Annotated in this window: 22 protein-coding genes; 14 read left to right on the forward strand and 8 right to left on the reverse strand. The window is 59.2% G+C overall.

The window, feature by feature from the left end; translation table 11 throughout:
• Positions 1 to 123: 123 nt before the first annotated feature.
• The gene (locus AWB69_RS06655; protein WP_197500185.1) at positions 124 to 1,095 is read right to left on the reverse strand and encodes a threo-3-hydroxy-L-aspartate ammonia-lyase; all 972 of its coding nucleotides are present in this window, start codon (positions 1,093 to 1,095) and stop codon (positions 124 to 126) included.
• Between the two features lie 324 nt (positions 1,096 to 1,419).
• On the opposite strand from AWB69_RS06655, the gene AWB69_RS06660 reads away from it, so the two are divergent.
• Positions 1,420 to 2,346 carry a 2-hydroxyacid dehydrogenase gene (locus AWB69_RS06660; protein WP_062083498.1) on the forward strand — a complete coding sequence of 309 codons (927 nt, stop codon included), beginning with the start codon at positions 1,420 to 1,422 and terminating at the stop codon, positions 2,344 to 2,346.
• On the opposite strand, the gene AWB69_RS47500 is transcribed toward AWB69_RS06660, so the two are convergent.
• A complete protein-coding gene (locus AWB69_RS47500) occupies positions 2,340 to 2,507 on the reverse strand; it encodes a hypothetical protein (RefSeq protein ID WP_156528759.1) in 168 nt (55 codons plus the stop codon). The genes AWB69_RS06660 and AWB69_RS47500 overlap by 7 nt on opposite strands.
• Before the next feature lie 436 nt (positions 2,508 to 2,943).
• Here AWB69_RS47500 and AWB69_RS06665 point away from each other — a divergent pair, with 436 nt between their 5' ends.
• The 5 genes from AWB69_RS06665 to AWB69_RS06685 all read left to right on the forward strand — a co-directional run bounded on the left by AWB69_RS06665 (position 2,944) and on the right by AWB69_RS06685 (position 8,587).
• Positions 2,944 to 3,381 carry a hypothetical protein gene (locus AWB69_RS06665; RefSeq protein WP_062083500.1) on the forward strand — a complete coding sequence of 146 codons (438 nt, stop codon included), beginning with the start codon at positions 2,944 to 2,946 and terminating at the stop codon, positions 3,379 to 3,381.
• On the forward strand, positions 3,303 to 4,646 hold the full coding sequence (locus AWB69_RS06670; RefSeq protein WP_156528760.1) for a hypothetical protein: 1,344 nt from the start codon (positions 3,303 to 3,305) through the stop codon (positions 4,644 to 4,646). Before AWB69_RS06665 ends, AWB69_RS06670 begins: the two co-directional genes overlap by 79 nt.
• Positions 4,647 to 4,716: 70 nt before the next feature.
• Positions 4,717 to 5,340: a twin-arginine translocation signal domain-containing protein gene (locus AWB69_RS06675; RefSeq protein WP_062083504.1), complete on the forward strand. Its 624-nt coding sequence runs from the start codon at positions 4,717 to 4,719 to the stop codon at positions 5,338 to 5,340.
• A gap of 86 nt (positions 5,341 to 5,426) precedes the next feature.
• Positions 5,427 to 7,208 carry a GMC oxidoreductase gene (locus tag AWB69_RS06680; RefSeq protein ID WP_231937004.1) on the forward strand — a complete coding sequence of 594 codons (1,782 nt, stop codon included), beginning with the start codon at positions 5,427 to 5,429 and terminating at the stop codon, positions 7,206 to 7,208.
• Positions 7,209 to 7,342: 134 nt separating this feature from the next.
• Entirely contained in the window at positions 7,343 to 8,587 is a 1,245-nt protein-coding gene (locus AWB69_RS06685) for a nucleoside deaminase (RefSeq protein WP_062083507.1), read from the forward strand.
• A 92-nt stretch (positions 8,588 to 8,679) separates the two neighbouring features.
• Here AWB69_RS06685 and AWB69_RS06690 read toward each other — a convergent pair whose 3' ends face one another.
• The 3 genes from AWB69_RS06690 to AWB69_RS06695 all read right to left on the reverse strand — a co-directional run bounded on the left by AWB69_RS06690 (position 8,680) and on the right by AWB69_RS06695 (position 14,610).
• On the reverse strand, positions 8,680 to 12,087 hold the full coding sequence (locus tag AWB69_RS06690; RefSeq protein WP_197500186.1) for a molybdopterin cofactor-binding domain-containing protein: 3,408 nt from the start codon (positions 12,085 to 12,087) through the stop codon (positions 8,680 to 8,682).
• Positions 12,038 to 13,336 (reverse strand): 2Fe-2S iron-sulfur cluster-binding protein, encoded by a 1,299-nt coding sequence (locus tag AWB69_RS48595; protein ID WP_062083512.1) that lies wholly within the window; start codon positions 13,334 to 13,336, stop codon positions 12,038 to 12,040. The genes AWB69_RS06690 and AWB69_RS48595 overlap by 50 nt, the downstream gene beginning before the upstream one ends.
• A gap of 128 nt (positions 13,337 to 13,464) precedes the next feature.
• Complete coding sequence (locus AWB69_RS06695; protein WP_062083513.1) at positions 13,465 to 14,610, reverse strand: porin; 1,146 nt, start codon at positions 14,608 to 14,610, stop codon at positions 13,465 to 13,467.
• A 336-nt stretch (positions 14,611 to 14,946) separates the two neighbouring features.
• On the opposite strand from AWB69_RS06695, the gene AWB69_RS06700 reads away from it, so the two are divergent.
• From AWB69_RS06700 to AWB69_RS06735, 8 genes are all read left to right on the forward strand, one after another.
• Complete coding sequence (locus tag AWB69_RS06700) at positions 14,947 to 15,960, forward strand: ABC transporter substrate-binding protein (protein ID WP_231937006.1); 1,014 nt, start codon at positions 14,947 to 14,949, stop codon at positions 15,958 to 15,960.
• Positions 15,957 to 16,793: an ABC transporter ATP-binding protein gene (locus AWB69_RS06705; RefSeq protein ID WP_231937007.1), complete on the forward strand. Its 837-nt coding sequence runs from the start codon at positions 15,957 to 15,959 to the stop codon at positions 16,791 to 16,793. Before AWB69_RS06700 ends, AWB69_RS06705 begins: the two co-directional genes overlap by 4 nt.
• Positions 16,793 to 17,626 (forward strand): ABC transporter permease, encoded by an 834-nt coding sequence (locus tag AWB69_RS06710; protein WP_062083517.1) that lies wholly within the window; start codon positions 16,793 to 16,795, stop codon positions 17,624 to 17,626. The genes AWB69_RS06705 and AWB69_RS06710 overlap by 1 nt, the downstream gene beginning before the upstream one ends.
• A 37-nt stretch (positions 17,627 to 17,663) precedes the next feature.
• Positions 17,664 to 19,046 (forward strand): FAD-dependent oxidoreductase, encoded by a 1,383-nt coding sequence (locus AWB69_RS06715; protein WP_062083520.1) that lies wholly within the window; start codon positions 17,664 to 17,666, stop codon positions 19,044 to 19,046.
• Positions 19,043 to 20,206 carry a CaiB/BaiF CoA transferase family protein gene (locus AWB69_RS06720; RefSeq protein WP_082913286.1) on the forward strand — a complete coding sequence of 388 codons (1,164 nt, stop codon included), beginning with the start codon at positions 19,043 to 19,045 and terminating at the stop codon, positions 20,204 to 20,206. Before AWB69_RS06715 ends, AWB69_RS06720 begins: the two co-directional genes overlap by 4 nt.
• 13 nt (positions 20,207 to 20,219) lie before the next feature.
• Positions 20,220 to 20,993, forward strand: coding sequence for an enoyl-CoA hydratase-related protein (locus AWB69_RS06725; RefSeq protein ID WP_062083522.1), 774 nt, complete (start codon positions 20,220 to 20,222; stop codon positions 20,991 to 20,993).
• A gap of 212 nt (positions 20,994 to 21,205) precedes the next feature.
• On the forward strand, positions 21,206 to 22,123 hold the full coding sequence (locus tag AWB69_RS06730) for a LysR family transcriptional regulator (RefSeq protein WP_062083525.1): 918 nt from the start codon (positions 21,206 to 21,208) through the stop codon (positions 22,121 to 22,123).
• Positions 22,124 to 22,556: 433 nt separating this feature from the next.
• A complete protein-coding gene (locus AWB69_RS06735) occupies positions 22,557 to 23,939 on the forward strand; it encodes a sigma-54 dependent transcriptional regulator (protein ID WP_062083727.1) in 1,383 nt (460 codons plus the stop codon).
• 53 nt (positions 23,940 to 23,992) lie between these two features.
• On the opposite strand, the gene proX is transcribed toward AWB69_RS06735, so the two are convergent.
• From proX to AWB69_RS47505, 3 genes are all read right to left on the reverse strand, one after another.
• Positions 23,993 to 25,021, reverse strand: coding sequence for a glycine betaine/L-proline ABC transporter substrate-binding protein ProX (gene proX / locus AWB69_RS06740; RefSeq protein WP_062083527.1), 1,029 nt, complete (start codon positions 25,019 to 25,021; stop codon positions 23,993 to 23,995).
• 69 nt (positions 25,022 to 25,090) lie between these two features.
• A complete protein-coding gene (locus AWB69_RS06745) occupies positions 25,091 to 25,558 on the reverse strand; it encodes an Lrp/AsnC family transcriptional regulator (RefSeq protein WP_062083729.1) in 468 nt (155 codons plus the stop codon).
• A 5-nt stretch (positions 25,559 to 25,563) separates the two neighbouring features.
• Positions 25,564 to 25,713 carry a hypothetical protein gene (locus AWB69_RS47505; protein ID WP_156528761.1) on the reverse strand — a complete coding sequence of 50 codons (150 nt, stop codon included), beginning with the start codon at positions 25,711 to 25,713 and terminating at the stop codon, positions 25,564 to 25,566.
• Between the last annotated feature and the right edge of the window lie 64 nt (positions 25,714 to 25,777).

Below are 25,777 nucleotides of genomic sequence, written 5' to 3' on the forward strand. Positions count from 1 at the left end.
TCGACTGGCATCGCTCACATCAAAAACCACAACGTCGACGCACCCTCGACAAAGCGCGCAGATGGCGCCCCATGGTTTGGCTTTTTGGCGCGCGAAAAATGATTGTGATTCCTCATGAGTCCGTCAACGGGACGTCAATTCAGAGAATTTCGCGAGATCGATGTTGCCTCCGCTGACGATGACGCCCACACGTTTTCCGGCGAGTTGATCCTTCATTTGCCTCGCTGCCGCCAGGCCCAGGCAACCCGTGGGTTCCACGATAATTTTCATTCTTGCGGCAAAGAACTTCATGCAATTGATGAGTTCCTGATCGTCGGCGGTGAGAATGTCATGCACGCCCTTTTGAATGAGCGGAAAGGTGTAATTCCCGAGATGCTGGGTCTGAGCCCCATCGGCAATCGTAACCGGCGTGTCGATGTGGACGATGCTGCCGCTTCGGAAGGACTGTTGGCCGTCATTGCCGGCCTCGGGCTCGACTCCATACAACGCGGTATCCGGCGACATGGCCGCTTTGGATAGCGACGTGCCCGCGAGCAGGCCACCGCCTCCCAATGGGACAAACAGCGCATCAAGCTGACCCACGTCCTCAAAGAGCTCATACGCGGCCGTGCCTTGCCCGGCGATCACGTCAGGATGGTCGTAGGGCGGGATAAGGGTCAGGCCGTGCTTTGCAGCAAGTTCCCGCCCGATCTGTTCTCTGTCTTCCTTGTACCGGTCGTAGATAACCACGTTGCCACCGTACCCCTTGGTTGCGGCAACTTTTGCTGCGGGTGCGTCATGCGGCATCACGATAGTTGCCGGCATGTTAAGGAGTCCTGCCGCGAGTGCGATCGCTTGTGCGTGATTCCCCGAGGAAAAGGCCACGACACCCGCTTTGCGCTGAGTCTCGCTAAAGCGCGAAAGTGCGTTGAAAGCCCCGCGAAATTTGAAGGCCCCCATGCGCTGGAGGTTCTCGCACTTGAAGAACACCTCTGCTCCAAGCTCCGCGTTGATCGTGCGGGAAGTCAGCACCGGAGTTCTATGGGCATAGCCCTTGATGCGGCCGTTCGCTGCCGTGACGTCGTTGAAAGTGGGAAGGGGTAGCAAGTTGTCCATGGCCTTTCGATACGAGAGATGATCCTTGGCACTGTGGGGAAAACAATGCCGGCGACGCTAGAAAATCGAGCAAATACAGTTTGTCCAAAAATATACAAACTGTCAAATTTTTCGCCATGGGCGGCATTCGTAGCGAGAATAGAAAGATCGTCCTATGCAGCAACCGCAGATCTCGCCACAGTAAAGTCATCGTGAGGATCTCCGGCAATTTGCCACCATTAATTTGCTACCGCATTTTCCACCATCAACCAGGCTACCGGGTAATGCCGGGCTCTCCCCGGCCGCTCCATTGGGGCAGGGCGGCACGGATCAAAAGAGGACTTCATGACATTTCTCTACAAGGCCGATCCCTCACGCGGCCAGCAATGGGCAAAGCTCTTCGCCGAGCGCGCACCGGAGATTGGGTTCCGCGTGTGGCCCGATCTGGGCGACGCCCGCGAGGTGCGTTATCTCGCTGCATGGGCGCCACCTGAGAACCTGCACACGCTCCTGCCCAACGTCGAGGTCGTCTTCTCGACCGGTGCAGGCATTGACCAGTTCGATCTCTCGCTGGTGCCGCCGCATATTCCCGTGGTCCGCATGGTGGAGCCGGGCATTGTCGAGGGCATGGTCGAATATGTCACGCAGGCGGTACTCAGTTTGCACCGCGACATCTTTACCTATGGCCGCCAGCAGGCCGCGCACGAGTGGGGGCCGCTGCCGGTGGTGTCCGCCAGCGAGCGGCGCATCGGCGTGTTGGGGCTGGGCATGCTGGGGCAGGCCGTGCTCGAGCGGCTCAAGCTGTTCAACTTTTGCTGTGCCGGGTGGAGCCGCACGCCGCGCGAAATCGACGGCGTGGAATGCTTTGCCGGGCAAGAGGCGCTGGCGCCGTTCCTTGCGCGCAGCGATGTGCTGATCTGCCTGTTGCCGCTTACGTCCGCCACGCGAGGCATCCTGGACAAACGCCTGCTGGCGGGGTTGCCGCGCGGTGCAGCGCTGATCAACGTCGGGCGTGGCGGGCACCTGAACCAGGAGGACCTGCTGGACCTGCTTCACAGCGGGCATCTTTCGCAGGCGATCCTCGACGTGACCGACCCCGAGCCGTTACCGCCCACGCATCCGCTCTGGACGCACCCGTGTGTGCGCATCACGCCGCATATCGCCAGCGCCACGCGACCCGATACGGCAGTCGAGGTTGTGCTGGAGAACCTGCGCCGTCATCGTGAAGGCCGGCCGATGATCGGCCAGATCGATCGGGGGCAAGGCTACTGAGCCGGTGCTGCGGCCACGCTGAAAGTCATTCGATTGTATGAAGCGCCCGTTTTGGAGTTGGCAATGAAAGGGGCGTGACCATCAGCAAGGTCGCTAACCCATCCATGCGGATAGTGCAGCCGTTCAAGTACGCGTGCTTTTGCTGAATCCAGCGTCTTCATTAGCGATCTCTTTTTTAGTGCGCCCCCGGGCAATAATTGTCCTTGCGGCGCTGTTTTTTGTTATGGAAATATGAGGAGATCAACGAGTTGGCTTGAGCGTAAAGCCGCCGATTGATCTGACCGCCTTCGCTGAATACCGGACGGTATGCGCAAGAAGGAGGTCGGCCCCTTACGAGGGCATTTGGATTCCCCCGCTACTCAACAAGTCTGCACACGCACGTGCCGGCATCGTGCTCTCTGGCCGATGCCGGTCCGGCATACTTGTCGACCACGGTGGCAACCGCAACGATTGATGTGGTAATAGCATCTGGTAAGGCCATTCCAGATGTGACTGCGCATGGTTGACTCTGGCTGAAGTCTCTCGCTCGGGAAAATCCGGTCCCGACCGGATCCGGGGACCAGTCCGGGCGAGTCCTTGATGTAGAGAGAAAAATAAATGGTTGCGATTGCGAGGCGTCACGTCATCTTGCTGCTGGCCTTTGGCCTGCTTTCCATTTTCAGGCCGGATGGTGCGAACGCAGCAGGTTGCTGGAGTGCACCGTATAGCTGTCATCCTGGCGGCGACATCAACCCGTCCACCGCCGCCACTTACGAGGCCAGATACATGGCCTATGCCGAGCTGGCCTGGCGGGACTTCATCGCGTTGAACTTCCCGGCCGCAACGAGCCCGCAGGGAAAGCCGGAACCGGCGCCAAGCAGGGAGCACGGACTGGACTATCGCGGCGGGGACTACACCGCCGTCTGGCAAACCTGGCCGGAGGCACGCGACATCTTCCTGCCGGGGTCTGGTGACCCGTGCCTGCTGCGTTCGGCACGGGTCACCAGACCCCGGCAACCTGTCTCAGGCCGGATGCGTCGGGGCGGCTTGAACTGACTGACAGGATCGTGCTGGACGAGTATGTGCAGGCCAACCGGATGGGACCGGTGATCGACAAGCAGGGGCAGTATGTCAGGTATGGCTTGAGCTTCAATAAACCGATATTCGACTACATCACGGCTCACCAGCTCTATTCCACCGAAGGCCAGGCCGCGATGGATGTGAACAACCCGGACCGTGACAAGCAGACGGTCCGGTTCCCGGCCGGCCAATATTCCGGCAACGACGATCCTGCAATGACAGGATCCATTTTCGTCAAATCGTCCTGGAAGATACTGGACGCCTCGGACAACAAGTCGAGCTTTTACCGGACCCAGGCCTATGTCTACGATCAGGCCGGCGGTGCATTCGCCGATGAACCCACGGTCAGGGAGCAATGCTCGCTGAAGCCGATCGGACTCGTCGGCTTTCATATCGTCCATCTGGCCGGGTCGGCGCCGCAATGGGTATGGGCAACATTCGAACATGTCGACAACGGGCCCTGGCTCAACGATTTCACCTCCACGCTCAAGCGTGACTACAGTTTTTTTGACGCTGCCAAATGTGCGGCATCGGGTCCATCATCGGGCGGAGTGCCGGGCTGCGCGTTCGATACCGGACCGGCTGAGCCGTGGAATCCTCAACGGCCCGGCCAGACGCCGACGCAGCTCGTGCGCCTGGCTGCCCCGGGCAAGCTCGCGCTGGCCGTCAACGAGCAATACAACAACCGGATCAAGAAGACCTATCCGGATAGCGTCTGGGCTAACTACTTCCTGGTCGATGTCCAGTTCCCGACCAACGTAAAGGCCGCGGGCGGCGAGCAGGGCGCCGCTGTACCGAATCCCGCCTACCCGGACGGAATGCCGGCCACGTCCTTCCTGTCGAACTCGACCATGGAGACGTATATCCCGGGGTTCTTCCACGGTGAGATCACGCCGAGCGGCAACCCGATTCCCCCGGACGACCAGATGCGGACCATACCGCCAACGGGGGCGGTGATGCCCTTCTCTTCAACGGGGCCTCATACCGTGTCGGGCGGCGCTGATCGTACGACGTCGAGTTGCGTCAGTTGCCACTCCGATGCTTCCATGACCACCGGCTCGTCCAGCGATTTCGTGTTTTCGCTGAGCCGCGCGCAAAGCAAAGGCAGGCTCAACCTGAGCACGTCCGGCACGAAATCGGACAGTGCTGCCGGCGCGCGGGTGCTCACAGGACATGAAGCGTCCTCGGTCGTCGAATACGTGATGGGGACCAGCAAGCCGGAGGAGCCGTCCGGGAAATAGGTTGGGCGGATATTGCAGACGGAAATTGGGACGAATATTGAATAGCAGCAAGAAGGTCAAGGGACCAGGCATGATAAAAATCAGTCGCAGAGACGTATTGAAAACCGCGGGTACGATCGGTGGCGCGCTGCTCGCGCCGGGGTTGCCGCTCTGGAGTCTCGCGGAGGCGGCGCCGCGTGAGCGGGCGCCCGCCGGCTTTGTCAATTTGTCATCGGCACTGCTTGGTATTGACGCGGGCGTTCTGAATCCGGTGATCCGGCCGGATGATGTATCGATGGCAGACGTGTTCTACGGCCTCACCGTACTGGCCGGAAAGGAAAGCATTGCAAACCTGCTCGCCGCTTATGACGTGATGGAGAAACAGCACCGCAGGCCCGATCAAATCGCCCAAGTCTTGCTTGCCTCCGGGGACGGGCCCAATACCACTCTGAATGGTGCTTTTTCCCGCCTGATCACATTGATGTGGCTCTACGGTAGCTGGTACGGCGGCACCGAAATAAACAATATCTCCACGTCGGCAACCGGGATCGCCACTGACTACCAGAAGGACTTCGTCATTTCCAGCCGCGCATACAAAAGCGCCTGGATCTGGCGCATCGCCCACACGCATCCAATGGGTTTCAGCCAGTTCAGCTTCGGTAGCTGGGCAAGTGCCCCGCCGTCGCTCGCCGATTACGGAATCAGTCTCGCGTAAAACGCGGCACCGTCGTTAAACATGGGGAATCGAAGATGCCTGAGTATGACGTGATAATTGTCGGGACCGGTCACGCGGGTGCCTTCATGGCTTACGAACTGGGAGGCAAGGGAAAGAAGGTGCTGATGCTGGAGGCGGGCCCGGCTACGCCGCGGCATCGGGAAGACTATATGGAGTCTTTTTATCTTGCCGGATTCAAGTCGCCGGAATCGCCGTATCCGCCGGACGCCAATAACAATCAGCCGCGAAAGACAAATGCCCCGCATCCGACGATCCAGCAACTGGTCTTTGGCTGGAACAATCCGGCGATTTCCTACCTGACCTACACGCCGGGTTCCCTGCCGTTCGGCAGTACCTACCTGAAGCTTGCGGGCGGTACCGGCAATCACTGGCAAGGGACGACGCTGCGGATGAGCAAGAATGATTTCATGCTGCGGCGGAAATACCAGCATGGACTCGACTGGCCGATCGCCCAGGAGGAACTGGATAACCACTATGCAAAAGTCGAAGCGTTCATGGGCGTTGCCGGCAGCACAGCGGAACAACTCGCGGCCCGCGACGACATTCCGCCAGACTACCAGTTCCCCATGCCCCCGATCCCGCTGTCACTGAGCGACAAGTACATCAAGGCTCGTGTAGATGGCGAGCCACTAACTAATGAGGATTACTTCACAGGCCAGAAGACGGTTGTCACGAAGACGCCGCAAGCACGAAATTCCGTGCCTTATGACAATCGCAGGGTATGTCATGGCAACACCAACTGCGTGCCTATTTGCCCGATCCAGGCGAAATACGATGCGGCCTATGCGTTGGGAAAGGCGCTGGGTACCGGGTGCGTCACCGTCAAGTATCAAACCGTGGTGGACAAGATCACGGTCGGCGAGGACGGAAAAATCAGCGGCCTGCATTACCTGACCTACGACGATATTTCAGTACCGGCCAAGTCGGGACAGACCGGGGAAGGCACCGCGGCCGGCACATTGTTCGTGCTGGCAGCCAGCGCGATCGAAAACGCGAGGATATTGCTTAACTCGCCGTGGAAAACGGGCATGACCGTTGCGAACAGCAGCGACCAGGTTGGCAGGAACCTGATGGACCACGCCACGTATCTGGCGTGGGGGCTGATGCCCGTCAACGCGCCGGCGTACAGCTATCGCGGCCCGCTCGCCACCAGCGGGATCGAATCGCTGCGTGACGGACCGTTCAGGAGCACGCGCGCGTCCTGGCGACTGGAGCTCGGCAACGAAGGATGGAACTGGGCGAGGGGCGAGCCGTACGCGATCGGCCCGGATTTCCTGTACGGCACGAACCACGGGGGGCTGAACGGCGGCGGCCCGAACAGGAGTCCGCAGGTGCTCGGCAACAAGAACCTGCTGAAGGCACTGAATGGTTATCTGACGCGGCAATTCAGGATTGCCTTCCTGGTCGAACAGGACGCCGAGCAGAGCAATCGCGTGCAGTTGTCGCCGACCGAGACCGACAACCTGGGCATTCCCAGGCCGCTCATCACGTACAACCTGTCCGACTACACGCGCAAGGGTTTTATCTCGGCCAGGCTCGCCACCACCGAATTCATGCACCGGGTAGGCGCGCAGGAATACACGAAATTCGATGCCGGCAACGCCAAGCAATTTACCTGCGACAACCAGTCATTCAACTATTACGGCGCGGGGCATGTGTGCGGCACTCATGTGATGGGTTCTATGCCCCAGGCCTCGGTGGTCAACTATCACCAGCAAAGCTGGGATCATTCGAACCTGTATATCGTGGGTTGCGGATCAATGCCCAGTATCAGTTCGCAGAATCCGACGCTGACCATGCTCGCGGTCACGTCAATGACCGTGGACCATATTCTGACGAGGGTTTGATGGAGCAGGGAGGCGACTTTCAATTTCCGTGACTGCCAGATGTATGTCGGATGTACATCCGGTTGTGCGTCAGCAGTCATGTCGGTTGAGAGATTTGCGTATCCAGAATCACAATTTCCATATGGGTGGTCGAAATGGCAAAAGTAACAACCGTGGAGCAGGCGATGGAAATCGCTGCGAATCAAACGCTCATCGCCAGTTGCGCGAATACGTTCTCGGTCGGTGGCCTGCTGGTCGACGACGCGGGTAACGTCCTGCACGCGATGCCGAACCAGGTGATCAAGGACGGTTATACCTCCGACCCGACAGCACATGGAGAACGGCAGCTTACCGACTGGTACTACGCAAATAGCAATAACCTTCCTGAGCCGAGCCAGATCACCGTCATCACGTCTCTCGATCCGTGCTGCATGTGCACGGGTGCGATCCTGACCGCGGGGTTCAAGGTCCTGACCGCTGCCTACGATACGTATTCCGGCATCAACTACGACACGAAGTCCGACTTTCCTTCGTTGACGCCCGGCATGGCGAAAAGAGCGGAGGAGCGATTCGGTTATCCCGAGGTCATTGACGGCGTTTGCTACAACCGCCTGGCGAAGGGACCGGAGAATAACGTTCCCGCATTCACCGCGAAGACCATCCAGGGCCGTACCGTCGCCTTGTGCGAAAACATTTTCCAGGCGACGCTCGCGACCGTGCGCAACCAGATCAACAATGATCTGCCGTTCGATGAACTCGGGGATATCCTGTCGCTGGCTTCGACGGATCCGATCCGCGTCGCGCTGTCCAGCAAATATGCCCAGGCCCTGCAGTACCGGTCGCAGGTGCCGTTCACACCGGACGAGGGGCTGGTGCCGTACCTGAAGCCCATGATGCAGCATGACATCACCCTGGGCGGCAAGGGACAGGCGGTCGCGCTGCTCGATCACCATGGCAATCTGCTGCTTTGCAAGTCGGGGTCGGAGTCCATGTCGTCCATCCGGACCGCGTTCATGGAAGTGACCCGCACCTATGCCGGATTGCGCCGGCAACTTCAGATGGATGGAATCAAGGACACGCGTAAATACCTGCCCCATCCGAAGTACTGCACCTTTGTTTTCGCGTTGGGACCGATGCTTGACGACGTGCCCCCGGTGCGCCCCGACATCGGCCCGCTTAGCCAGACGCAGAGCTTCATGGAGCTAGGCGCCTACGGTTCGACGATGGAAGGCGCGCTCGATACTGTCAACAACCCGTCGCCCTATCAATACGTCCGCTCGCGGATGAACGCCGACACACTGGCGGCGTTCTGCAAAAAGATGCCGCCGTTGTATAGCGGGGAGATCAAGGTCAACCCGATTCAGGTGACGAACCAGGGGTTGATCGAAGGGATCGGCTGATCCGTTTGAAACCCGCTTGAGCCGTACATGAGCCGTACATGAGCCGTACCTGAACCACGGGCGTTCCCCGACCGGAACCCCGTGGTTTTCTTTCAGGCATGCAGGACGAGTGCTTCTCTCCCCACCTCACACGCGCGCCGTACCTCCTGTACTGTCGCCGGCGCATCCAGGAAAAACAGCGGTGTGAGGTTGCGCTCGACGCGCGACGCACGGATCGCCGCCTTGATGGCAAAAAACACGCTGTTGGCGAGCACCATGGGCGGTTCGCCGGCCTCTTTCGACGAGTAGATACCGTGCTCGTCGGTGGTCGGCACACCCGCGACTGACGGGTCGTTTCGCGGGAACAGGTGCACGTTCATTTCCAGCGGAATGGATACGTGTGCGGGGACTTTATAGCGCCAGGTATTGGCGCTGTTCAGACGGCCCTTTTCGTCGCCTTCCGGCTCGAACACAAGGTCTTCGGAGATCAGGTAGCCGACGCCCTGCACGAACGCTCCTTCGACCTGGCCGATATCGATGGCCGGATTCATGCTCCATCCCATGTCATAGGCAATATCCGAACTGATGATCTTGACCTCGTCGGTCAGGATATCCACTTCCACAACCGAGCATGCCGCGGAGTAGGTGAAGCCGACGAAACAGTCCACTGTACCGCCGGGCTGCGCACTTTCGTCAACGTCGATGCCCGGAATCCGGGGTTGCTGGTCCAACGGCTTGAAGGTCTTCCATGGCACGGACTCCTCACCACCGGCGACCTGTACCGTGAAACTCGCTACCAGGTTCACCCTTGCTACATAGGCGTAGTGAATCAGGTTCTGCCAGATCAACGCGGTTTGCCCGTGTGCGAAGACTTCTTGCGCCCAGCCGGTTTCTTTGTAATCCCAGTAGTTGATGCCATTGTCCTTGCACCATTGCTCGCCTTTGTCGACTCTCAACTGCTGCCCGAATTCCCGGAGACGTTTAGCGAGGTCTGCGCAGATAGCCTTGGCCACCTCGCAGTTGTATTGCGTTCCGGTCGAGGCTCCGGTGCTGGTCGGGTTTGGCGTAACACTGGTCTTGGGGCTTTCAATATGGATCATCTCCATCGGGATGTTGAGCACATAAGCGGCGACTTGCAGGACCTGGGTGATCAGGCCTTGTCCCATTTCCACGCCGCTTTGATGAATCGTCACCGTTCCGTCCGCCTGATTGACCACCGCGATCCCCGCGGCCTGCTCCAGTTGCAGCAGGTTATATCCGGAGCCGTACTTCACCGGGATCATCGCGATACCGCGTTTGCGCCATGTGTTGTCGCGGTTGAATTGCTCCACCGCGCGGGACTTGTCTTCGAAAGAGCAGGTGGTTTTCAGCCAGTTCCACACCTGCCGGATATAGCAGCCGTCCAGCACCTGTCCAAACGGAGTCACGTCGCCAGGGTTATAAAAGTTGGCTTCCCTGAGTTGCTCGGACGGTATGCCGAGTGCGACAGCCGCATCGTCGATCGCATTCTCGATGATGTTTTTTCCCTGCAGGTCGCCGAATGCGCGCATCGCCGTGCTGGGTGCAGTGTTCGTCCGGCACACGTCGATCTGGCTCTGGTAATTCGGCACGTTATAGACGTTGTCGGCCCGTAGCTGGATGCAGTTTGAAACGATAAACGAACAGTCGTAGTAAGCGCCGCCGTCTCCCCACATCTGGGTCCAGAAGCCCTTGATCTGCAAAGTCGTGCGGTCGACGGCAATCTGGCACTGGCCAAAAAATGCGTGCCGTTTGCCGATCATCCGGGTATCCACATCTCTTGGCAGTACCACCCGTACCGGTCGATTGAGCCGGTATGCGGCCACGACAGCGGGTCCGGTGACGAATCGCGCCTGCTCTGTTTTCCCGCCAAAACCGCCGCCAAGCGGTGCGACGCGGATATCCAGCCGGTTGTAGGGAGCCCCGATCGCCATCGCCGACGTTTGATGCATTTCCATCGGGCTCTGCGAGGATGGGTGGACGATAAACCGGCCTTCATCCTGCGGCACGACCAGGCAAGCCTGGGTTTCCATATAAAAATGGATCTGGCCGCCGTTGCGCTGGCTGTTCGCCAGCCGGACACAGTTGGCAAAGGCCTGATCCGGCACACCGGACAGGTCGGTTACCTCGATGCTTCGATCCAGCGGTTCACGGCTCGAATCCATCCAGTCGAACGTGCTGTCCGGCCGCGTGATCTGCCAGATATGGGTCACGTAGTTCGCCGTGCTCGGGGCATCCGGGAAAATGCTGTTTCTCGCGATGGCATCCTCAATGCCCAGCACCGGTTCGTTCCACTGCGTGGGCCAGCTTCCGTCCCATGTGATCGTTCTATAGCCAATGCAGAACCGGGTCGCATACTCGGCTATGTCATTGGCCGCCTGTTCGTCGCGGGCCAGTACCATCGCAATCGTCTGGCCCGGGTAATGAACGCTGTGCTTCGCAAACAGCGGCTGGTCCAGCGCTTTTCCCTGAAAATTGAGGCCGTGGGGCGGAACACTGTCGCTTGTCAGGACATCGGTGAATTGATTGGGGAACGTTGCGGCGAGATGGCCCTTGAGTTGTTCGCGCGTGATTTCCGTATCGGAAGAACCCGGCAGGCAAAAATAGAACCCGGCCAATGCACGCAGGCTTTGAACGAAGGCGCCATGCAGGGTCCGCGGCGGGATCGCCAGTTCGTGCGTATAGTGCATTTCGCCAAGGGCCTGGTAGATCGCCGTATTCTTGATATACGGCTGGCCCACCGGATGGCGGTCGACCGGCGGAACGGCGTACGACTGGCGTCCTGAGCTGACGCCCCAGTGACCCCATGGGATATTGCCTGCCGAGGCTACGGCCGGGTCAATCGGCACGCCCCGGTGCACCAGCGCGTTGATCAATGCCTTGTAGAACAGGGACAAGGCCAGGGTCACCCGGTAGCCGTCGGAGAAGCCGTCGTCAGGCAGCTTGGCCCGAAACGACGTCCATTTCTCGAGCTCTTGCCTGACTTCCCGCTCCAGTATGGCCAGGCTTTCCGTGAGGTCCTCCGTCGTCAGCGGCCGGCCCAGGCCATTCAGGAATGCTTCCGTCCGTTCGGCCGGCCACGGCGCATCCGAAATCCCGCCGAATACGAGGCTTGCCGTCTGGATATAGATATTGGAAGGTTCTCCGCCTGCCGCTGCCCACACCGTATCGCTAGTCATATTGACGATAGCGTGAGCGTTCACCTCTCTCAGTGCGGTCTTTTGGGAAAGGACAACCTGGTTGGCCCTTGCAAGCGGAATCCGGTACGACACGATCAGCGTGGCTTCGCCGGCCTTCCCGCCGAGGTCCTGGAAGAATGTGATCGCCTCTTTCACGGACATCACATAGGTCGTGGTGCTGGACGGCGGGTCGATCGGAGATGGCCGCAGCATGACGAAGGTAATTTCCGCGCCGATCGCGGCCAGTACCGTCAGCGTGTCGGAGGGGAACGGCTCACCACCGTATCCCGGATGTGCCTCGTCCCGCGGGAAGAGGTGTTTCATCACCAGCATCGTATTGCCGCCCAAGGTTGCGGCATTGCGGACTATGCGGCCTCCGGTCCTGCGAGCCATGCAATGCGGCCAGGGGACTGACCGCGGACTGGTCGTATTCCGCCATCACCGTGTCGAGAAGAGCGATCAGGTCGTTGAAGGTAATGCCTGCGCTGACCGTGAGCCATTCGGCATCCACGCTGTGCGGCCGGTTTAATTCCGGTACCCGGCGCACATCAATAGATGCACGCGACTCAAGACATTCGTCCTTGTAGATACCGAATGACGTGTGGCCGTTGACAAACTGGTAGGGAATCGCCTGGGACTGGCACTGGAAGGCATACTCGAACGCTTCGTTCCACGAGGTCGCCGTGTACCAGTGCTTGCCCGTGTGATGAGGCCCGCGAGGCCCGCCGATTATCACCGGCCGCGGCACCGCCCGGGCCGCCTCCGGAAACGGAATCGCGACGCTGGCCGCCGGGACTTGCCCGGTCTGGCCGCGCTCCAGCAGGCACTTCATTCGCTCCTTCTCGTCCTCGCGGGTGTAGTCGCATGCGAAGGTCTTCATGCCGGTCAGGATCGGACGATAGCCCGTGCACCGGCAGATATTTCCATCGAAGATATCTTCGATCTGCTGCTTGGTCGGATGCGGGTTATTGACGATGAATTCGGACATGTTCATCACGAACCCGACCGTGCAGTAGCCGCACTGACTGCCATTGTTTGCCGCCAGCCGCTGCGCGACAGGATTGATGCCGGGCAGGTTGCCGGCGGCTTGCAGATCCGCGTCGCCAGGGTCGGGCAGGCCGGCCGTGGACGAAAAATCCGCCGACTTCGTCGTACCGGATGCGATCCTCGTCATGCGCGATCGCGTTGCAGCTTGCCGCACCGCCGGCGGTGGCGTCCAGTTAAGCGGGGCGAAGCCCGAAGTCGGCGCGTGCATGGGGTAGCGCGCGGGCAACACGCCGGGTGTTCCCGTGCCTTCCACTGTCGTGACGACGAGCCCGCTCAGCGCGCACACTGGCCGAAGACAGGCATTGATGGCGCGGTGTTCCTCGCGGTTGTCCTTCCAGCTGGACAGGATCACGGTGCACGAGCCGCATCCGCCTTGTCCGCACGCCTTCTTGGGTCCGGCGAGACCGATATCGGGGGACCGCAGAAAGTCGATCAACAGAAAATCCGGGCTGGGATTTTCGATGCTGACGGGCTCTGCGTTCAGAAAAAAGTCGACACGATTGACGTATTGCGTTTCACCACTCATATGAAGCCTTCCACAGGTTTATTTTTAAGCCCTCTTCATAGTAGTGCCGCTTATTTTCGGCATCTGATTTATAAATTCAGCCGGAGTAAAACCGGCCATGCGTTGAGGCCCGCAACTCGCCTTTGTGTTCAGAAGCTTTGAGTCATGCCGATCCGGACATCGACCTGCTTGTTTGTTGTGGACGGAGAAAATGCGTAGCCAATAGCGGCACGCGTACCCGAGTTAGCAAGCAAATAATCCGCACCGGCGTAAACCGAGGTGCGTTTGGAAAACAAATAATTAATGCCGGTCGAAAACCGGCTCCATCTTGATTCTTCAAACCGCGTGCGTTGATAATCGAAAATGCCGAATAGATCAGGTGCGAAATAGTATTGCGTGCCGCCCTGGTAAACTTGCATGGTCGAACTGGTTCCATATCCCTTGACGTTGATATTGTTATAAAGAGCATTCAACTGGAGGTTGCCGATTATGTAAAGGGCGCCGGCACCGAAAACTCCTTTGCTGTCGACATGGATGCCGTTCGGGAAAAGGTCGGTGGCAACGCCTGTCGCAGGATTGATAGTGGCGACTGTCTGGCCCAAAAACGTGGTTACACCCAACTGGGCATAGGGATCGAACCCCTGTCTGCCAGTCGGGTTGTTGATTTTTGTATAGACAATTGCAGTGCGGAATGCGCTGCCTTTAAAGATGCCGCCGGCACTCCAGGCGCTACCTTGATGAAAATTACCCGCAACATTACCAAATTCATACATGCCGCCAAATCTGGCGCCACCAAAATCGGCACTCGAAAACTTGACTGCATTATTGAGCCGATCTGCCCCTGAGTACCCGTCGAAGTCTCCCTGGTGGCTGCTATATCCCGTCCCTTCGGATGCGAGATTGAATCCACCCAGATTCAGGTAATCCCATACGAAATCGTATTGATTACCCAAAGTAAATGCGCCCCATTTGCTGTTCAATCCAACAAAAGCCTGTCGCCCGAACAGCGCGCCATTTTGAAAGGCTTTGCCGGTTCCCAATGAGAAGCCATTCTCAAGAGTGAATATTGCACTCAAGCCGCCACCTAAATCTTCGACCCCTTTGAATCCCCACCGGTTACCGTACCAGATGCCGTCTTCAAACCGATAGGCACTGCTTCCGGCATAATTCGATACATAGGTTATTCCGGCGTCGAGCCGGCCGTACAGTGTTACGCTACTTTGTGCCTGTACGAAGAGTGGGACTAGCGATGCGACTATGGCGCCAAGCAAGTGAACCGCTCTTTTATTATACATATCTTCCCAGTTTTAAAGAACTAATTGATCTTATGGCAATTCGGGCTGCTTGGCGTCCGGGCCAGTGGGTCGATGCCAGATCTTTTGATAAAAAAATTGGTGTTGCAAGTACAAAATTTATGTGTATGTGCCCACAAAATCAGAACACCCAATAGGGAAAAGGCTCTCAAAGGAATCGGGTAGGGGGGACTAATTTTAGCAACATACGCAGGCAAAATTTGATCTTGTGGTGGGCGAATTTAGATGTTTTCATTGCAGCAAATAGAACATGTCGCTGTTCGGCGACCTGTTTTTCTTACATTTGGGGATGACGACCTGATGCATTGCCGATTCAGCTTGCCAAGACGAAAGCTTGTACTGGGGTCCATAGCGACACTCGGCGTTGCGGCGACGGGTTCTCTTGCGACAGTCCAGGCTTTGGGGGCGGAAGATGGGCTTATCAATCTGCAACTCGGCTATATAGCCGGCGCCGATCAAATTGCCGAGGTAACGGCGCGGGCCTTGGGGTATTTCAAGGATGAAGGACTGACGCTGGCGATCCAGCCGGGCGGCCCGAGTGTTGACGGCCTCGCCGTCGTGGCGTCGGGCCGGTTTGAAGTAGGGGAGATCTCGTCCAGCCCGTCGATCATGCTGGCAACGTCTCAAGGCATTCCGATCCAGTCTTTCGCGGCGGGTCTTCAGCGGCACCCGTACGGTTATTTCTCTCTCAAGAAGAACCCCGTGCATGCCCCGCAGGACTTCATCGGCAAGCGCGTGGGCGTGGCGCCGACCGGCGTGATCTTGCTACGCCTGCTGCTGGCCAAGAACAAGATCCCGGAAAGCCAGGTGACGATCGTCCCGATTGGCGGCGACATGTCGCCATTGCTGACCGGGCGAGTGGATGTTGTGACAGGCTGGCTCTCGAACACGTCCTCGCTGAGGGCGTTGGGCGACGAGCGAGTCGGCCTGACGTTATGGGACGCAGGCGTGCATCTGTATGCGTGGCCGTACTACGCGACCCAATCCACGCTCCAGACCCGTCCGGACCTTCTCGTGCGCTTCCTGCGGGCGACAGCGCACGGCTGGCATGTTTGCAGGACGCAGCCGGATCGCGCCGTTGACTACTTGATGAAAGATTATCCGCAGCTGAACCGCGAGGACGAACGGGCGGCGCTGGCCATCAAACTGCAATGCGCACTGGACGACGAAACGGTGGCGAACGGCTGGGGCACGATGAGCACCGACCGCTGGCAGCAGCAGATCACGCAGTTTGACCAGCTGGGTCAGTTTTCCGGGCACGTGCCCACGGTGAACGAAGTCATGACAACAGCCATCCTCGATAAGACCCGGGCAGTCCGGATGGCCGTATGAACGCGGATACCGACATGACCGCAGCCCACTCTCCGGCGCGCGAATTGCGCGGCGCCGGCGACGCGGTCGCCGGACATGCGATCAGTTGCCGCGACATCGTGGTTCGTTTTTTTTCCGAGCGCCGCAGCGTGACGGCCATTTCCGGGCTGTCGCTGGATGTGCGGGAGGGCGAATTCCTGACGCTGCTCGGTCCTTCCGGGTGCGGCAAGTCGACCTTCCTTCGGGTTGTAGCGGATCTCCTGTCGCCCAGCAGCGGTTCGATCACGGTTCTCGGCGACAAGCCTTCGCGCGCCCGCGCCAACGGCGACGTTGCATTTGTCTTCCAGGATGCGGCTTTGATGCCGTGGCGAACCGTGCTGCAGAACATCGAGCTGCCGCTCGAGATCGCCGGCAAAAGCCCGCGCAAGCATCGCGCCAGAACCATGGAGCTACTGGATCTCGTTGGGTTGAGCGGATCGGAAAACGCCTACCCGAATGAACTGTCCGGCGGAATGCGGCAGCGGGTTTCCATTGCGCGCGCGTTGATAGGCAATCCCAGGGTCTTGCTGATGGACGAGCCTTTCGGCGCGCTCGACGAAATTGTGCGGGATCGTCTGAACGACGAGATCCGCAGGATATGGAAGGAAACAAAGCTGACGATCCTGTTCGTGACGCACAGTATTTATGAGGCGGCTTATCTCGGTGACCGTGTGCTTGTCCTGAGCGCCAATCCCGGTCGCGTGCGCGACATCGTCCCCGTTCCGTTGCCCTATGAACGCACGCTCGAAGCACGGGAAACGCCCGAGTTCGTGTCGCTTGCCGCCAGGTTGCGCAGAACGCTGGAGACCAGCTGATGAACGCCTACCCGACTCCCATGAATGCGCCGGCGGCCTCTCTTGCGATCGACGAAGCGCGCTACCTCGCGGAGCAGCGCCGGCTTGCGCTTCAGCGGCGCATGCTGCCTGTGCTTGGCATCGTGGGCCTGCTGATTGCGTGGTGGGCCGTTATCGCCGGCTTCAACATCAAGCCCTTCATCGCACCGTCTCCCTTGCTGGTGATGCAAACCATCATCCAGAAAAGCGACCTGCTGCTGCAGAACCTCGGCGTGACCGCACTGGAAGCACTGTTCGGGTTCATCCTCGGAAACCTCGCGGCGATCCTCATGGCGTCCGTGTTCGTGCACAGCAAGATTCTCCAGTGGATCTTCCTGCCGATCGCGGTCGCGATCAATGCGATTCCTGTCGTAGCCAAGGCGCCTATTCTTGTGTTGATCATGGGCAACGGCATGGCGCCGAAAATCACGATCGCCGCCATGGTGTGCTTCTTCCCGACGCTGATCAACATGGTGCGTGGGCTGGAGGCGGTGAATCCGCAGATCATGGATCTGATGCGCATCCTGTCGGCAACGCGTACGCAGATCTATTTCAAACTCCGCCTGTTCAGCGCGCTGCCGTATCTGTTTTCGGCGTTGCGGATAGCCGCTTCGATGTGCGTGATCGGCGCCATCATAGGCGAGTGGATCGGGTCGACCCAGGGTATCGGCGCCCAGATCATCCAGGCTACCTACAACTATGACTCCCCGTTGTTATATGCGGCCATTGTCATGAGCGCATTTTTATCAGGTCTCTTCTATGTGGTGATCGTGCTGCTGGAAAAGCGGGTCGTGAAGTGGTCCGCGTCGCACTGAAACGGCTAATTCGTTGATACAGGCAGCAAGGAAAAAAATGACTTTTAATAATTTTCTGCATGAACCGGCTCGCGATACGAAGATCGTTGCCAAAGCCGACGTGGTGGTCGTCGGCGGTGGCCCCGCAGGCGTGGCCGCGGCTTTGGCGGCGGCGCGCAATGGTGCGCAGACGATTCTCCTTGAACGCTATAACCATCTTGGCGGCCTGGCATCCGGCGGCATGGTGCTGATACTGGACGACATGTGGGACGCGAGCCAACACGAAATTTCAGTGCGGGGCACGTGCCTGCAATTCATTGAGCGGCTGTCGCATCTGGGCCTGGCTGTCTATCCGAAATCGGCCGAATGGCGGCAGAGCGAAGAGGCGTACCGGAAGTGGGCTCGCTGGGGCACGTTCGATTTTCATAGCCACCAGAGGCCGCGTCCGGTTTGTTTTGCGGTGGCGTTCGACCCGGATGGCTGGAAACGTGTATCGCTCGAGCTCGTCAAGGAGACCGGGGTTCAACTGCGCCTGCATTCGTGGTTCTCAAGCACGATCATCGAGGACGGTGTCGTCAAAGGCGTGGTGTGCGAGACCAAGAACGGGCGTGAAGCCATTCTCGGAGACGTCGTGATCGACGCCACGGGCGACCTCGATGTCGCCGCGTCGGCGGGTGCGCCCTACATTGGCGGCAGCTACATCATGACGACCGTCTTCCGGATCGGTGGCGTGGATACCGACACCGCCGAGCGGTTCGAATTCGAAGACCCGGTGGCCTACGCCGCGCTGGACCGGACGATCAAGCAGATGCTGGGCGGCGCGTGGGCCTACTGGTGGCTCAAGACGCCACTGAAGGGCATCGTCTGGTGCAACTGCCCGCACTTGCCCGGCTATAACGGGATCGAGGTCGAAGACCTGACCAAGGTGGAAATGCTCGGGCGCGAGATCGCTCACGACATGCATGAATTTGCGAAAAAGAATTTCCCGGGTTTTCAGTCGAGCTATGTGGTGGACTTCGCCTCTCAGACCGGTGTCCGGCAAACGCGGCTGTTGCAGGGCGAGTATGTGATGACAAAGGACGACGTCATGAAGCGGGCCCGTTTTCCGGACGCAATCGCGCGCGGACGTGACTACTACTATCCGTATCGCTCGCTGCTGCCGAAGAAAGTCGACAACCTGCTGATCGCGGGCCGCCATTACTCCTCGACCTCCCAGGCGCAAAAAATGTCGCGTGAAATTCCACCCTGCATGGCAATGGGCGAAGCCGCAGGGGTCGCCGCGGTGCAGGCCCTCAACGCGGGCCAAAAGGTTCGCGATATCGATGTCGGCCTGCTGCAACGAACCTTGCGCGCACAGGGCGCGGACCCGGGGGACCAGATGAGGTCCAACACTGACATTCCCGCACTGGCCGAAGGCGCCATGATCGGGGTGGCCGCATGAGTTCGGTTTCGTTCAAGTCGTCTGTGTCCGAGCTCCCGCTGTCGGGAATCAAGGTTGTCGATTTCACGCAAGTGATGATGGGCCCCGTGTGCACCCAAATGCTGGCCGACTACGGTGCGGACGTGATCAAGATCGAGCGGCAAGCTGAAGGAGATCTGAGCCGCTCGACGTTCCGGCCGGTCGCCGGTGCGGATAACCCGGTCTTCTGCAGCCTGAACCGCAACAAGCGGAGCGTGGCGCTCAATTTGCGCGACCCGGCACAGCTGGAAGCCGTCAAGAAACTCATTGCCGGGGCTGACGTCGTGACCAGTAATTTTCGCGCCGGGGTGATGGAGCGTATGGGCCTCGGCTATGAGGAATGCAGAAGGCTTAACGAACGGATCATCTTTGCCGTCGGAACCGGCTTTGGCGAAACGGGGCCGTATAGCGCGAAGGGGGGGCAGGATGTGCTGGCGCAGGCAATGTCGGGTGTCATGGCCCGGCGATCGGACGAGTCGGTGCCGCTGAACATCTATCCGACCACGCTTGCGGACTACTCGGCCGGCATGCACATGGTACAGGGCATTTTGCTCGCGCTGCTGCATCGCGACAGGACCGGGACCGGCCAGAAAATAGCCGTGTCGCTGTACGACTCAATGCTTGCCATCCAGATGCAGGAGGCGGCAATGCTGATGATGGAGGATTCCGAACTGAATTGGGCCGCGATGCCGCTTTCGTCGGTATTTCACGCGAAGGACGCAGCGTTCGTGCTCGTCGGCGCGTTCAAGTCGAACCCGTTACGCGATATCTGCGATGTGCTCGGAATCGACGACCTGTCGACTGATTCGCGCTACTGCAATCTCGGGCAGCAATTGCTGCATAAGGCTGAACTTCGCAGCATCCTGGCGGAGGGATTTCGCCGCGAGACACGCGATCACTGGCTTCACCTGCTGGAAGAAAAGGACCTGCTGTGCGCACCTGTGAAGCATCTGCGCGAGGTGCTGGACGACGAACAGACGCATCACAACCAGATGATCTTGCAAGGGCAGGGAATAGGACGGGAGTTGAAGCTGATCGGCAGCCCGATCCGGATGTCGGCGTCACCGGTTGAACTGCGCCGGCCACCGCCTTCTCTCGGACAGCACACCGCCGAAGTATTTGGCGACGGATTCGTCAAATGACAGGTGAGATTCAATGGGCGTAACTCTGGAAGTGAACGGCGGTGTTGCACGGGTTACGATTTCCCGGCCCGAGGTGCTTAACGCACTCGACTCCGCCGCGCAGCAGGAACTGGAAGATACCTGGCAACGGATCGAACGGGACCCGGACGTCCGCGTGGTTGTGCTGACAGGCGCCGGCGAGCGCGCGTTCTGCAGCGGCGCGGATATAAAAGCGGCGGGTTCCAGCGGGCTCGATTACTGGGCGCATCCGCTGCCAAAAGGTTTCGGCGGATTGCCGCTACGCGACACGTTGAACGTGCCGGTCATCGCGCGCGTCAATGGGTATGCGCTTGGCGGCGGACTGGAATTGATGCTTGGCTGCGATATCGCCGTTGCTTGCTACGAAGCCACATTCGCGCTGCCGGAACCGAAAGTAGGCAGGATGCCGCTCGACGGCGGCATGACGCTGCTCGCGCGCCAGATTCCCTACCGTCATGCAATGGGCATGCTGCTGACCGGACGACACGTCAAGGCGACCGAAGCGTTCGAGATGGGACTCGTCAACGAGGTCGTGCCACGCGCGGATCTTGATGTGGCGGTCGAGCGCTGGGTCTGCGAGATCTTGTCCTGTGCGCCGTTGTCGTTGCGCGCAATAAAAGCTTTCGTGCGCTCGACGCAGGGACTGTCTCCATCCGCTGCGCAGGGCATGCGCTTGCCCGCGCTGGTCACCGCGCTGGAATCGGAAGATGCGCTGGAAGGTGTCCTGGCATTCAAGGAGCATCGTAAGCCAGTGTGGAGGGGGCTCTGATGGCACATGTCATTACCGGGGCATGCATTGATGCCAACGATGCCCAGCCGGGCTTGAAAAATATGAGCGGATCAATTCGGAATTCTTCGGGCCTGCGGTAACAGCGCTTGGCAGTCCCCGCGGAGCGTGCGACGTCGGCCCGGCCGGCATCGACCATCCGGAAGTCCGCAGCTATACGAGACAGTAATACGGGTAACGAGGTCGAGATTCCCATGCATGCCAGCGTTTTGAAATATTTTACTGAAGTTGCCAGGTGCGGTTCGATGCGCAAGGCGGCGCAACATTTGTTCGTTGCTCCGAGCGCTATCAACCGGCAGATACGGAACCTCGAAGATGAACTGGCGGTTGAGCTGTTCGACCGCCTGCCGAGCGGGCTGAAACTGACGCCCGCCGGCGAACGGTTGCTCAAGCATATCCGCGAAACACTGGATGGTTTTCATGCAATGCGTGCGGAGTTCGACGCCATGAAAGGCGAGCGAACCGGCCATATTTCCGTTATTGCAATGGACTCGGCCATGGAGAAACTGTTGCCGGCGGCTATCGACGATTTTGGCGAGTCGTTTCCCGCCGTGACCTACGCGATCCAGTACGCATCGTTGTCCAAGGTGGCGGAGCGAGTGGCGTCGGGGCAATTCGACATAGGCATCAGCTTTTGCCAGAAAGCGCCTGCCGGAACCCGGATCGCCGCCACCGCGAGTTTCCCCAGCGGCGCTGTGCTGTCGGCTTCTCATCCGCTGGCAAGGAAAGACCAGGTGACGTTCGAGGAATGTCGTGAATACCCCATTTTTCAGACAGGCGTAGGCGATGAATTACCGAGCCCGTTGTCGCTCGAGTACTCCCGCCACTGGGAGGAAACGAAGGTCCATATGCAGTCCAACTCTATCCGTGTGATCAAGTCCATGGTCGTTCGGGGACGGGGGGTCGGGTTTTTTACCAAGCTGGGTTTCATCGACGAAATTGATCGGGGAGAGGTTGTCTGGCGGCCCATTGCAGGGGTGTCGGACAACACGCCGCCTGTGGCAATCCTGGTTCCCAGCCCGAAGGAACTATCGCCAATTGGCGAGGAATATTTGAACTGCCTCATTCGTTTCTTCAAGCAATTCGAGGCTATGACGCAAGGCGGTCATTAATTACACCAGGGCGCAGTCCAGAGCCTGAGAGAAAAGAGTGTCGTGATCATGGGGACGGGAGCTGGCGCCGGCATCGGTGCTGCGACCGCCCCGGGGTCCGGCAATGCAGCAGCATGCGTGGCTGTGCGGGATGGCAGCAGCGTGGAAGAGGCCGATAAGCAGTCCAGATGATCTGAGAGCCCGGCAGCCCTGCCGGGCCGTTTCACGCAGACATAGGCGAGATCATCGAAGTCCACAGGCCCATGTCGGAGGTGCGTGCAGCCTTCGGCACAGGTTGATGTGCTGATCAACAACGCCGGCGGTTCGGTAAGGCACTCGCCGATCGTGGATGCGAGTGACGATGACATCGACGCCGTGTTCGCCTCAATGCCCGCTTGGTCATTTCAGCGGCATTCGATGGTGGTGTTCGCTTTAACTAACCGGTATGACTTTCATGGCTGCTTCTTCCCGACTTCCCAGGCATCTGTTTAGCGTTGGCAATCCTCTGACGCTCGAACTTCGTTCGCTCCTGGACACGCGCGGCTGGACCGTCAAAGCGCTGGAACTGGAGCGTCAACCGGGTGATTTTTCATCGCAACCCAGCGGCGGATTGCTTGATTTCTCAGCGCGAGGCGTGCTGAGAAATCTGCGTCTGGTCGAAACATGGTTATCGGTAAAGACCATGGGATGGGTCGCGCTCGTGTCGCCTGAGCAGCTTGAAGATCCGACCATCAGACGCCTCGTCCGCGATTTCTGTTTTGACTATGTCACGATCCCGGCATCGGGCGAGCGCATTCTGAATGCGCTGGGCCATGCTTACGGAATGGTGGCGCTGCATGACAGCGCCACACGCGACGCTCGTCATGGTAAAGACGATGGCGTCACGGAGGGCGAAATGATCGGCTCGTGCGACGCGATGCTTGCGCTTTTCCGTGCGATCCGCAAGGTGGCGGCGACCGACGCCCCGGTGTTCATCTCAGGTGAATCGGGAACGGGCAAGGAACTGACGGCCACGGCCATTCACGCGCGTTCGGAGCGGCGTGACGAGCCGTTTGTCGCGATCAATTGCGGGGCAATTCCCCCGCATCTCTTGCAGTCCGAGTTGTTCGGGTACGAACGCGGCGCCTTCACCGGAGCGAACCAGCGCAAGATCGGCCGCGTGGAAGCGGCGAATGGCGGCACGTTGTTCCTCGATGAAATTGGCGACTTGCCGCTCGAGAGTCAGGCAAGCCTGTTGCGTTTCCTGCAGGAACGAAAGATCGAGAGGCTGGGCGGTCACGGTTCTACGCCGGTAGACGTGCGCATTGTCTCGGCTACCCACGTCGACATGCAGGCTGCGATGGCCGAAGGCCGGTTTCGTGCCGACCTGTACCACCGCTTGTGCGTATTGCAAATCGATGAGCCGCCGTTGCGCGAGCGTGGCAAGGATATCGAAGTGCTGGCCAGGCATATGCTCGATCGCTTCGAAAAGGATGCAAACCGGCGCCTGCGCGGGTTTGCCCCCGATGCGATTGCTGCAATTCATAACTATCGCTGGCCGGGCAACGTGCGTGAGCTGATCAACCGCGTGCGGCGCGCGATCGTGATGGCCGAAGGGCGGTTGATCGGTGCGCGCGACCTGGAACTGGGCGAGTTTGCGGACCACATCCCCATGTCGCTTGCTCAGGCACGGGAAGTGGGAGAACGACAAGCGATCGAAATGACGCTGCTGAGGAATCGCGGGCGCGTGGGCGAAGCGGCGCGGGATCTTGGCGTATCCCGCGTCACCTTGTACCGGATCTTGTCGGCCTACAGCATGCGAAATGAAGAGCCGTCGCGAAGCATGGGTCTGGACTAGTGCACGTCTAGCTTGCATTGCGCTGCCAATCACTTTTCAGCGCCGGGACGCCTTCAATGCGCGTTGCGGGCCGTGTCAACCCAGCCGTCGAACTGCGTCTTGTTTGCGGCCAACCACTGATCCGCAAGGGTCGAGACGACCGTTGTTGCGCCGTTGCCCTTGCTGATCGCAAGTTCCCACGCCGACCATGTCGCCGATGGAAAACGGATCTGCTCGACGAGCTTCTTGACGGCCGGATTGGCCGCGATGAATGCCTTGTTCGCGACGGCGCCATAGTTCCAGGATGCCATGGCCATACGGCACGGATTGGCGCCGCCCGCACACCCTTCGACACCATTCACGAGCGCGGAGCCCCGGTTCGGCACGTTCGGCGGTAACGCGTCGGTGGGTGTTGGCAGCCACACGACGTCTTTGCCGGGAACAAGCACATTGGTCGTCCATGACGGACTCCACGCATAAAAGAACGCCGGCTTGCCTTCTTTGACGCGAGTCACGACGTCCGCCATCAGCGCCTCGTATTTGCCGCTCACCGGATGCACGGTCTGCCGGAGTCCGAACTTGTCCAACTGATAGTTGACGACGTCGCCACAACTCCAGCCTGGATCACAGCTGATCAGTTGTGCTTTGTTATCGTCCCCGAACAACCCCGCAATCTTCGGGTCCTTCATCTGTTCGAGACTGGTGATGTTGTGCGCCAACGCGGTTTTCTTGTCGATCAGATAGCCATTGATACCACCGCCAATGATCTCTCCGCCGCCGACCATTTCCGCCTGGCTCTGGACTACGCGGAAATCAGGCTCGCTCTGCGGAAAATTGACGTCGGTCTCCATGTCGACGTCGCCCTGTGCGACCGCCTGAAAGAACAGCACCGTTCCCATGGTGCTCAAATTCACCTCGTAGCCCAGCGATGTCAGTGCCTTCTTCACAATCTGCACCGCGACGTAATTCGCGCCCAGGCTGTCAGTCTGCGCATAGTGAATTGTCTTGCCCGTGCCTGGCAGCGCTTGTGGGGATGCCGCCATGGCAGGCATTGCCAGTGCCACGCACGCCGCGACGGTTGCCGCTCGCATCATTGCTTTCATGAACGTCGTCTCCTGATGTCATATTGAGGTTTAGTGTCCTACTGCCGCTGCGGCTTATCGAAGTGTTCCTCACTCCCACTCGGGCACGCTGTCAGGCATGCTCTTCACGACCTTTGTAACGATATAAGTAAAGTAGCGTTCGATGCCGATTTCACCTGTCAGCAAGGAGTCAATGAAGCGCTGGTAGTGATAGATGTCTCGTGACACTACATGCAGTACGTAATCCACGCCCCCGCCCGTTGCATAGCACTGCACGACTTCCGGTGCGGCCTGCATGGCCTCCTCGAAGCGGCGCATGTCTCGCTCCGTATGCCGCGCCAGCGTCACTTCCACCACGATCCGGCTCGCGTTGAGGGTCCCGACCCAGTCGAGTTCCGCACGATAACCCTTGATGACGCCGCTCTCCTCGAGCTTGCGCACCCTTTCCCAGGTGGGTGAAATCGACAGGTTCACCTCTTCGGCTAGCTTTGATTTCGTGATGCGGCCATCGCGGGCGAGAACGCGCAGGATGGCGATGTCGTAACGGTCGAGCTTGATCACCATCAGGCGGCCACCGGGCTATCGCTCTCGAGGGCGTTCCCGTCGTTATGCGCGTCGAGTGTGGAGGTGTGTTTCGACAACACGATCGGGCATGCGCGTTCATCGTCATGGCCGATGAACGGTTTGGCCGGCACAACGGGTGATGCACGCATGACTACTCCTTCACGAACAACGTTGGTAACCGGTAACCGGTAACCGGCCACGAGGTCCACGCCG

The organism is Caballeronia udeis, assembly GCF_001544555.2.
In the GTDB taxonomy this organism is placed as follows: Bacteria; Pseudomonadota; Gammaproteobacteria; order Burkholderiales; family Burkholderiaceae; genus Caballeronia; species Caballeronia udeis.

What these genes read in the sequence shown, in the direction of transcription:
- AWB69_RS06655 (WP_197500185.1), bottom strand. Translation starts at nt 1,095, where the DNA reads ATGGACAACTTGCTACCCCTTCCCACTTTCAACGACGTCACGGCAGCG.
- AWB69_RS06660 (WP_062083498.1), top strand. Translation starts at nt 1,420, where the DNA reads ATGACATTTCTCTACAAGGCCGATCCCTCACGCGGCCAGCAATGGGCA.
- AWB69_RS47500 (WP_156528759.1), bottom strand. Translation starts at nt 2,507, where the DNA reads ATGAAGACGCTGGATTCAGCAAAAGCACGCGTACTTGAACGGCTGCAC.
- AWB69_RS06665 (WP_062083500.1), top strand. Translation starts at nt 2,944, where the DNA reads ATGGTTGCGATTGCGAGGCGTCACGTCATCTTGCTGCTGGCCTTTGGC.
- AWB69_RS06675 (WP_062083504.1), top strand. Translation starts at nt 4,717, where the DNA reads ATGATAAAAATCAGTCGCAGAGACGTATTGAAAACCGCGGGTACGATC.
- AWB69_RS06680 (WP_231937004.1), top strand. Translation starts at nt 5,427, where the DNA reads ATGGCTTACGAACTGGGAGGCAAGGGAAAGAAGGTGCTGATGCTGGAG.
- AWB69_RS06685 (WP_062083507.1), top strand. Translation starts at nt 7,343, where the DNA reads ATGGCAAAAGTAACAACCGTGGAGCAGGCGATGGAAATCGCTGCGAAT.
- AWB69_RS06690 (WP_197500186.1), bottom strand. Translation starts at nt 12,087, where the DNA reads ATGAAACACCTCTTCCCGCGGGACGAGGCACATCCGGGATACGGTGGT.
- AWB69_RS48595 (WP_062083512.1), bottom strand. Translation starts at nt 13,336, where the DNA reads ATGAGTGGTGAAACGCAATACGTCAATCGTGTCGACTTTTTTCTGAAC.
- AWB69_RS06695 (WP_062083513.1), bottom strand. Translation starts at nt 14,610, where the DNA reads ATGTATAATAAAAGAGCGGTTCACTTGCTTGGCGCCATAGTCGCATCG.
- AWB69_RS06705 (WP_231937007.1), top strand. Translation starts at nt 15,957, where the DNA reads ATGAACGCGGATACCGACATGACCGCAGCCCACTCTCCGGCGCGCGAA.
- AWB69_RS06710 (WP_062083517.1), top strand. Translation starts at nt 16,793, where the DNA reads ATGAACGCCTACCCGACTCCCATGAATGCGCCGGCGGCCTCTCTTGCG.
- AWB69_RS06715 (WP_062083520.1), top strand. Translation starts at nt 17,664, where the DNA reads ATGACTTTTAATAATTTTCTGCATGAACCGGCTCGCGATACGAAGATC.
- AWB69_RS06720 (WP_082913286.1), top strand. Translation starts at nt 19,043, where the DNA reads ATGAGTTCGGTTTCGTTCAAGTCGTCTGTGTCCGAGCTCCCGCTGTCG.
- AWB69_RS06725 (WP_062083522.1), top strand. Translation starts at nt 20,220, where the DNA reads ATGGGCGTAACTCTGGAAGTGAACGGCGGTGTTGCACGGGTTACGATT.
- AWB69_RS06730 (WP_062083525.1), top strand. Translation starts at nt 21,206, where the DNA reads ATGCATGCCAGCGTTTTGAAATATTTTACTGAAGTTGCCAGGTGCGGT.
- AWB69_RS06735 (WP_062083727.1), top strand. Translation starts at nt 22,557, where the DNA reads ATGGCTGCTTCTTCCCGACTTCCCAGGCATCTGTTTAGCGTTGGCAAT.
- proX (WP_062083527.1), bottom strand. Translation starts at nt 25,021, where the DNA reads ATGAAAGCAATGATGCGAGCGGCAACCGTCGCGGCGTGCGTGGCACTG.
- AWB69_RS47505 (WP_156528761.1), bottom strand. Translation starts at nt 25,713, where the DNA reads ATGCGTGCATCACCCGTTGTGCCGGCCAAACCGTTCATCGGCCATGAC.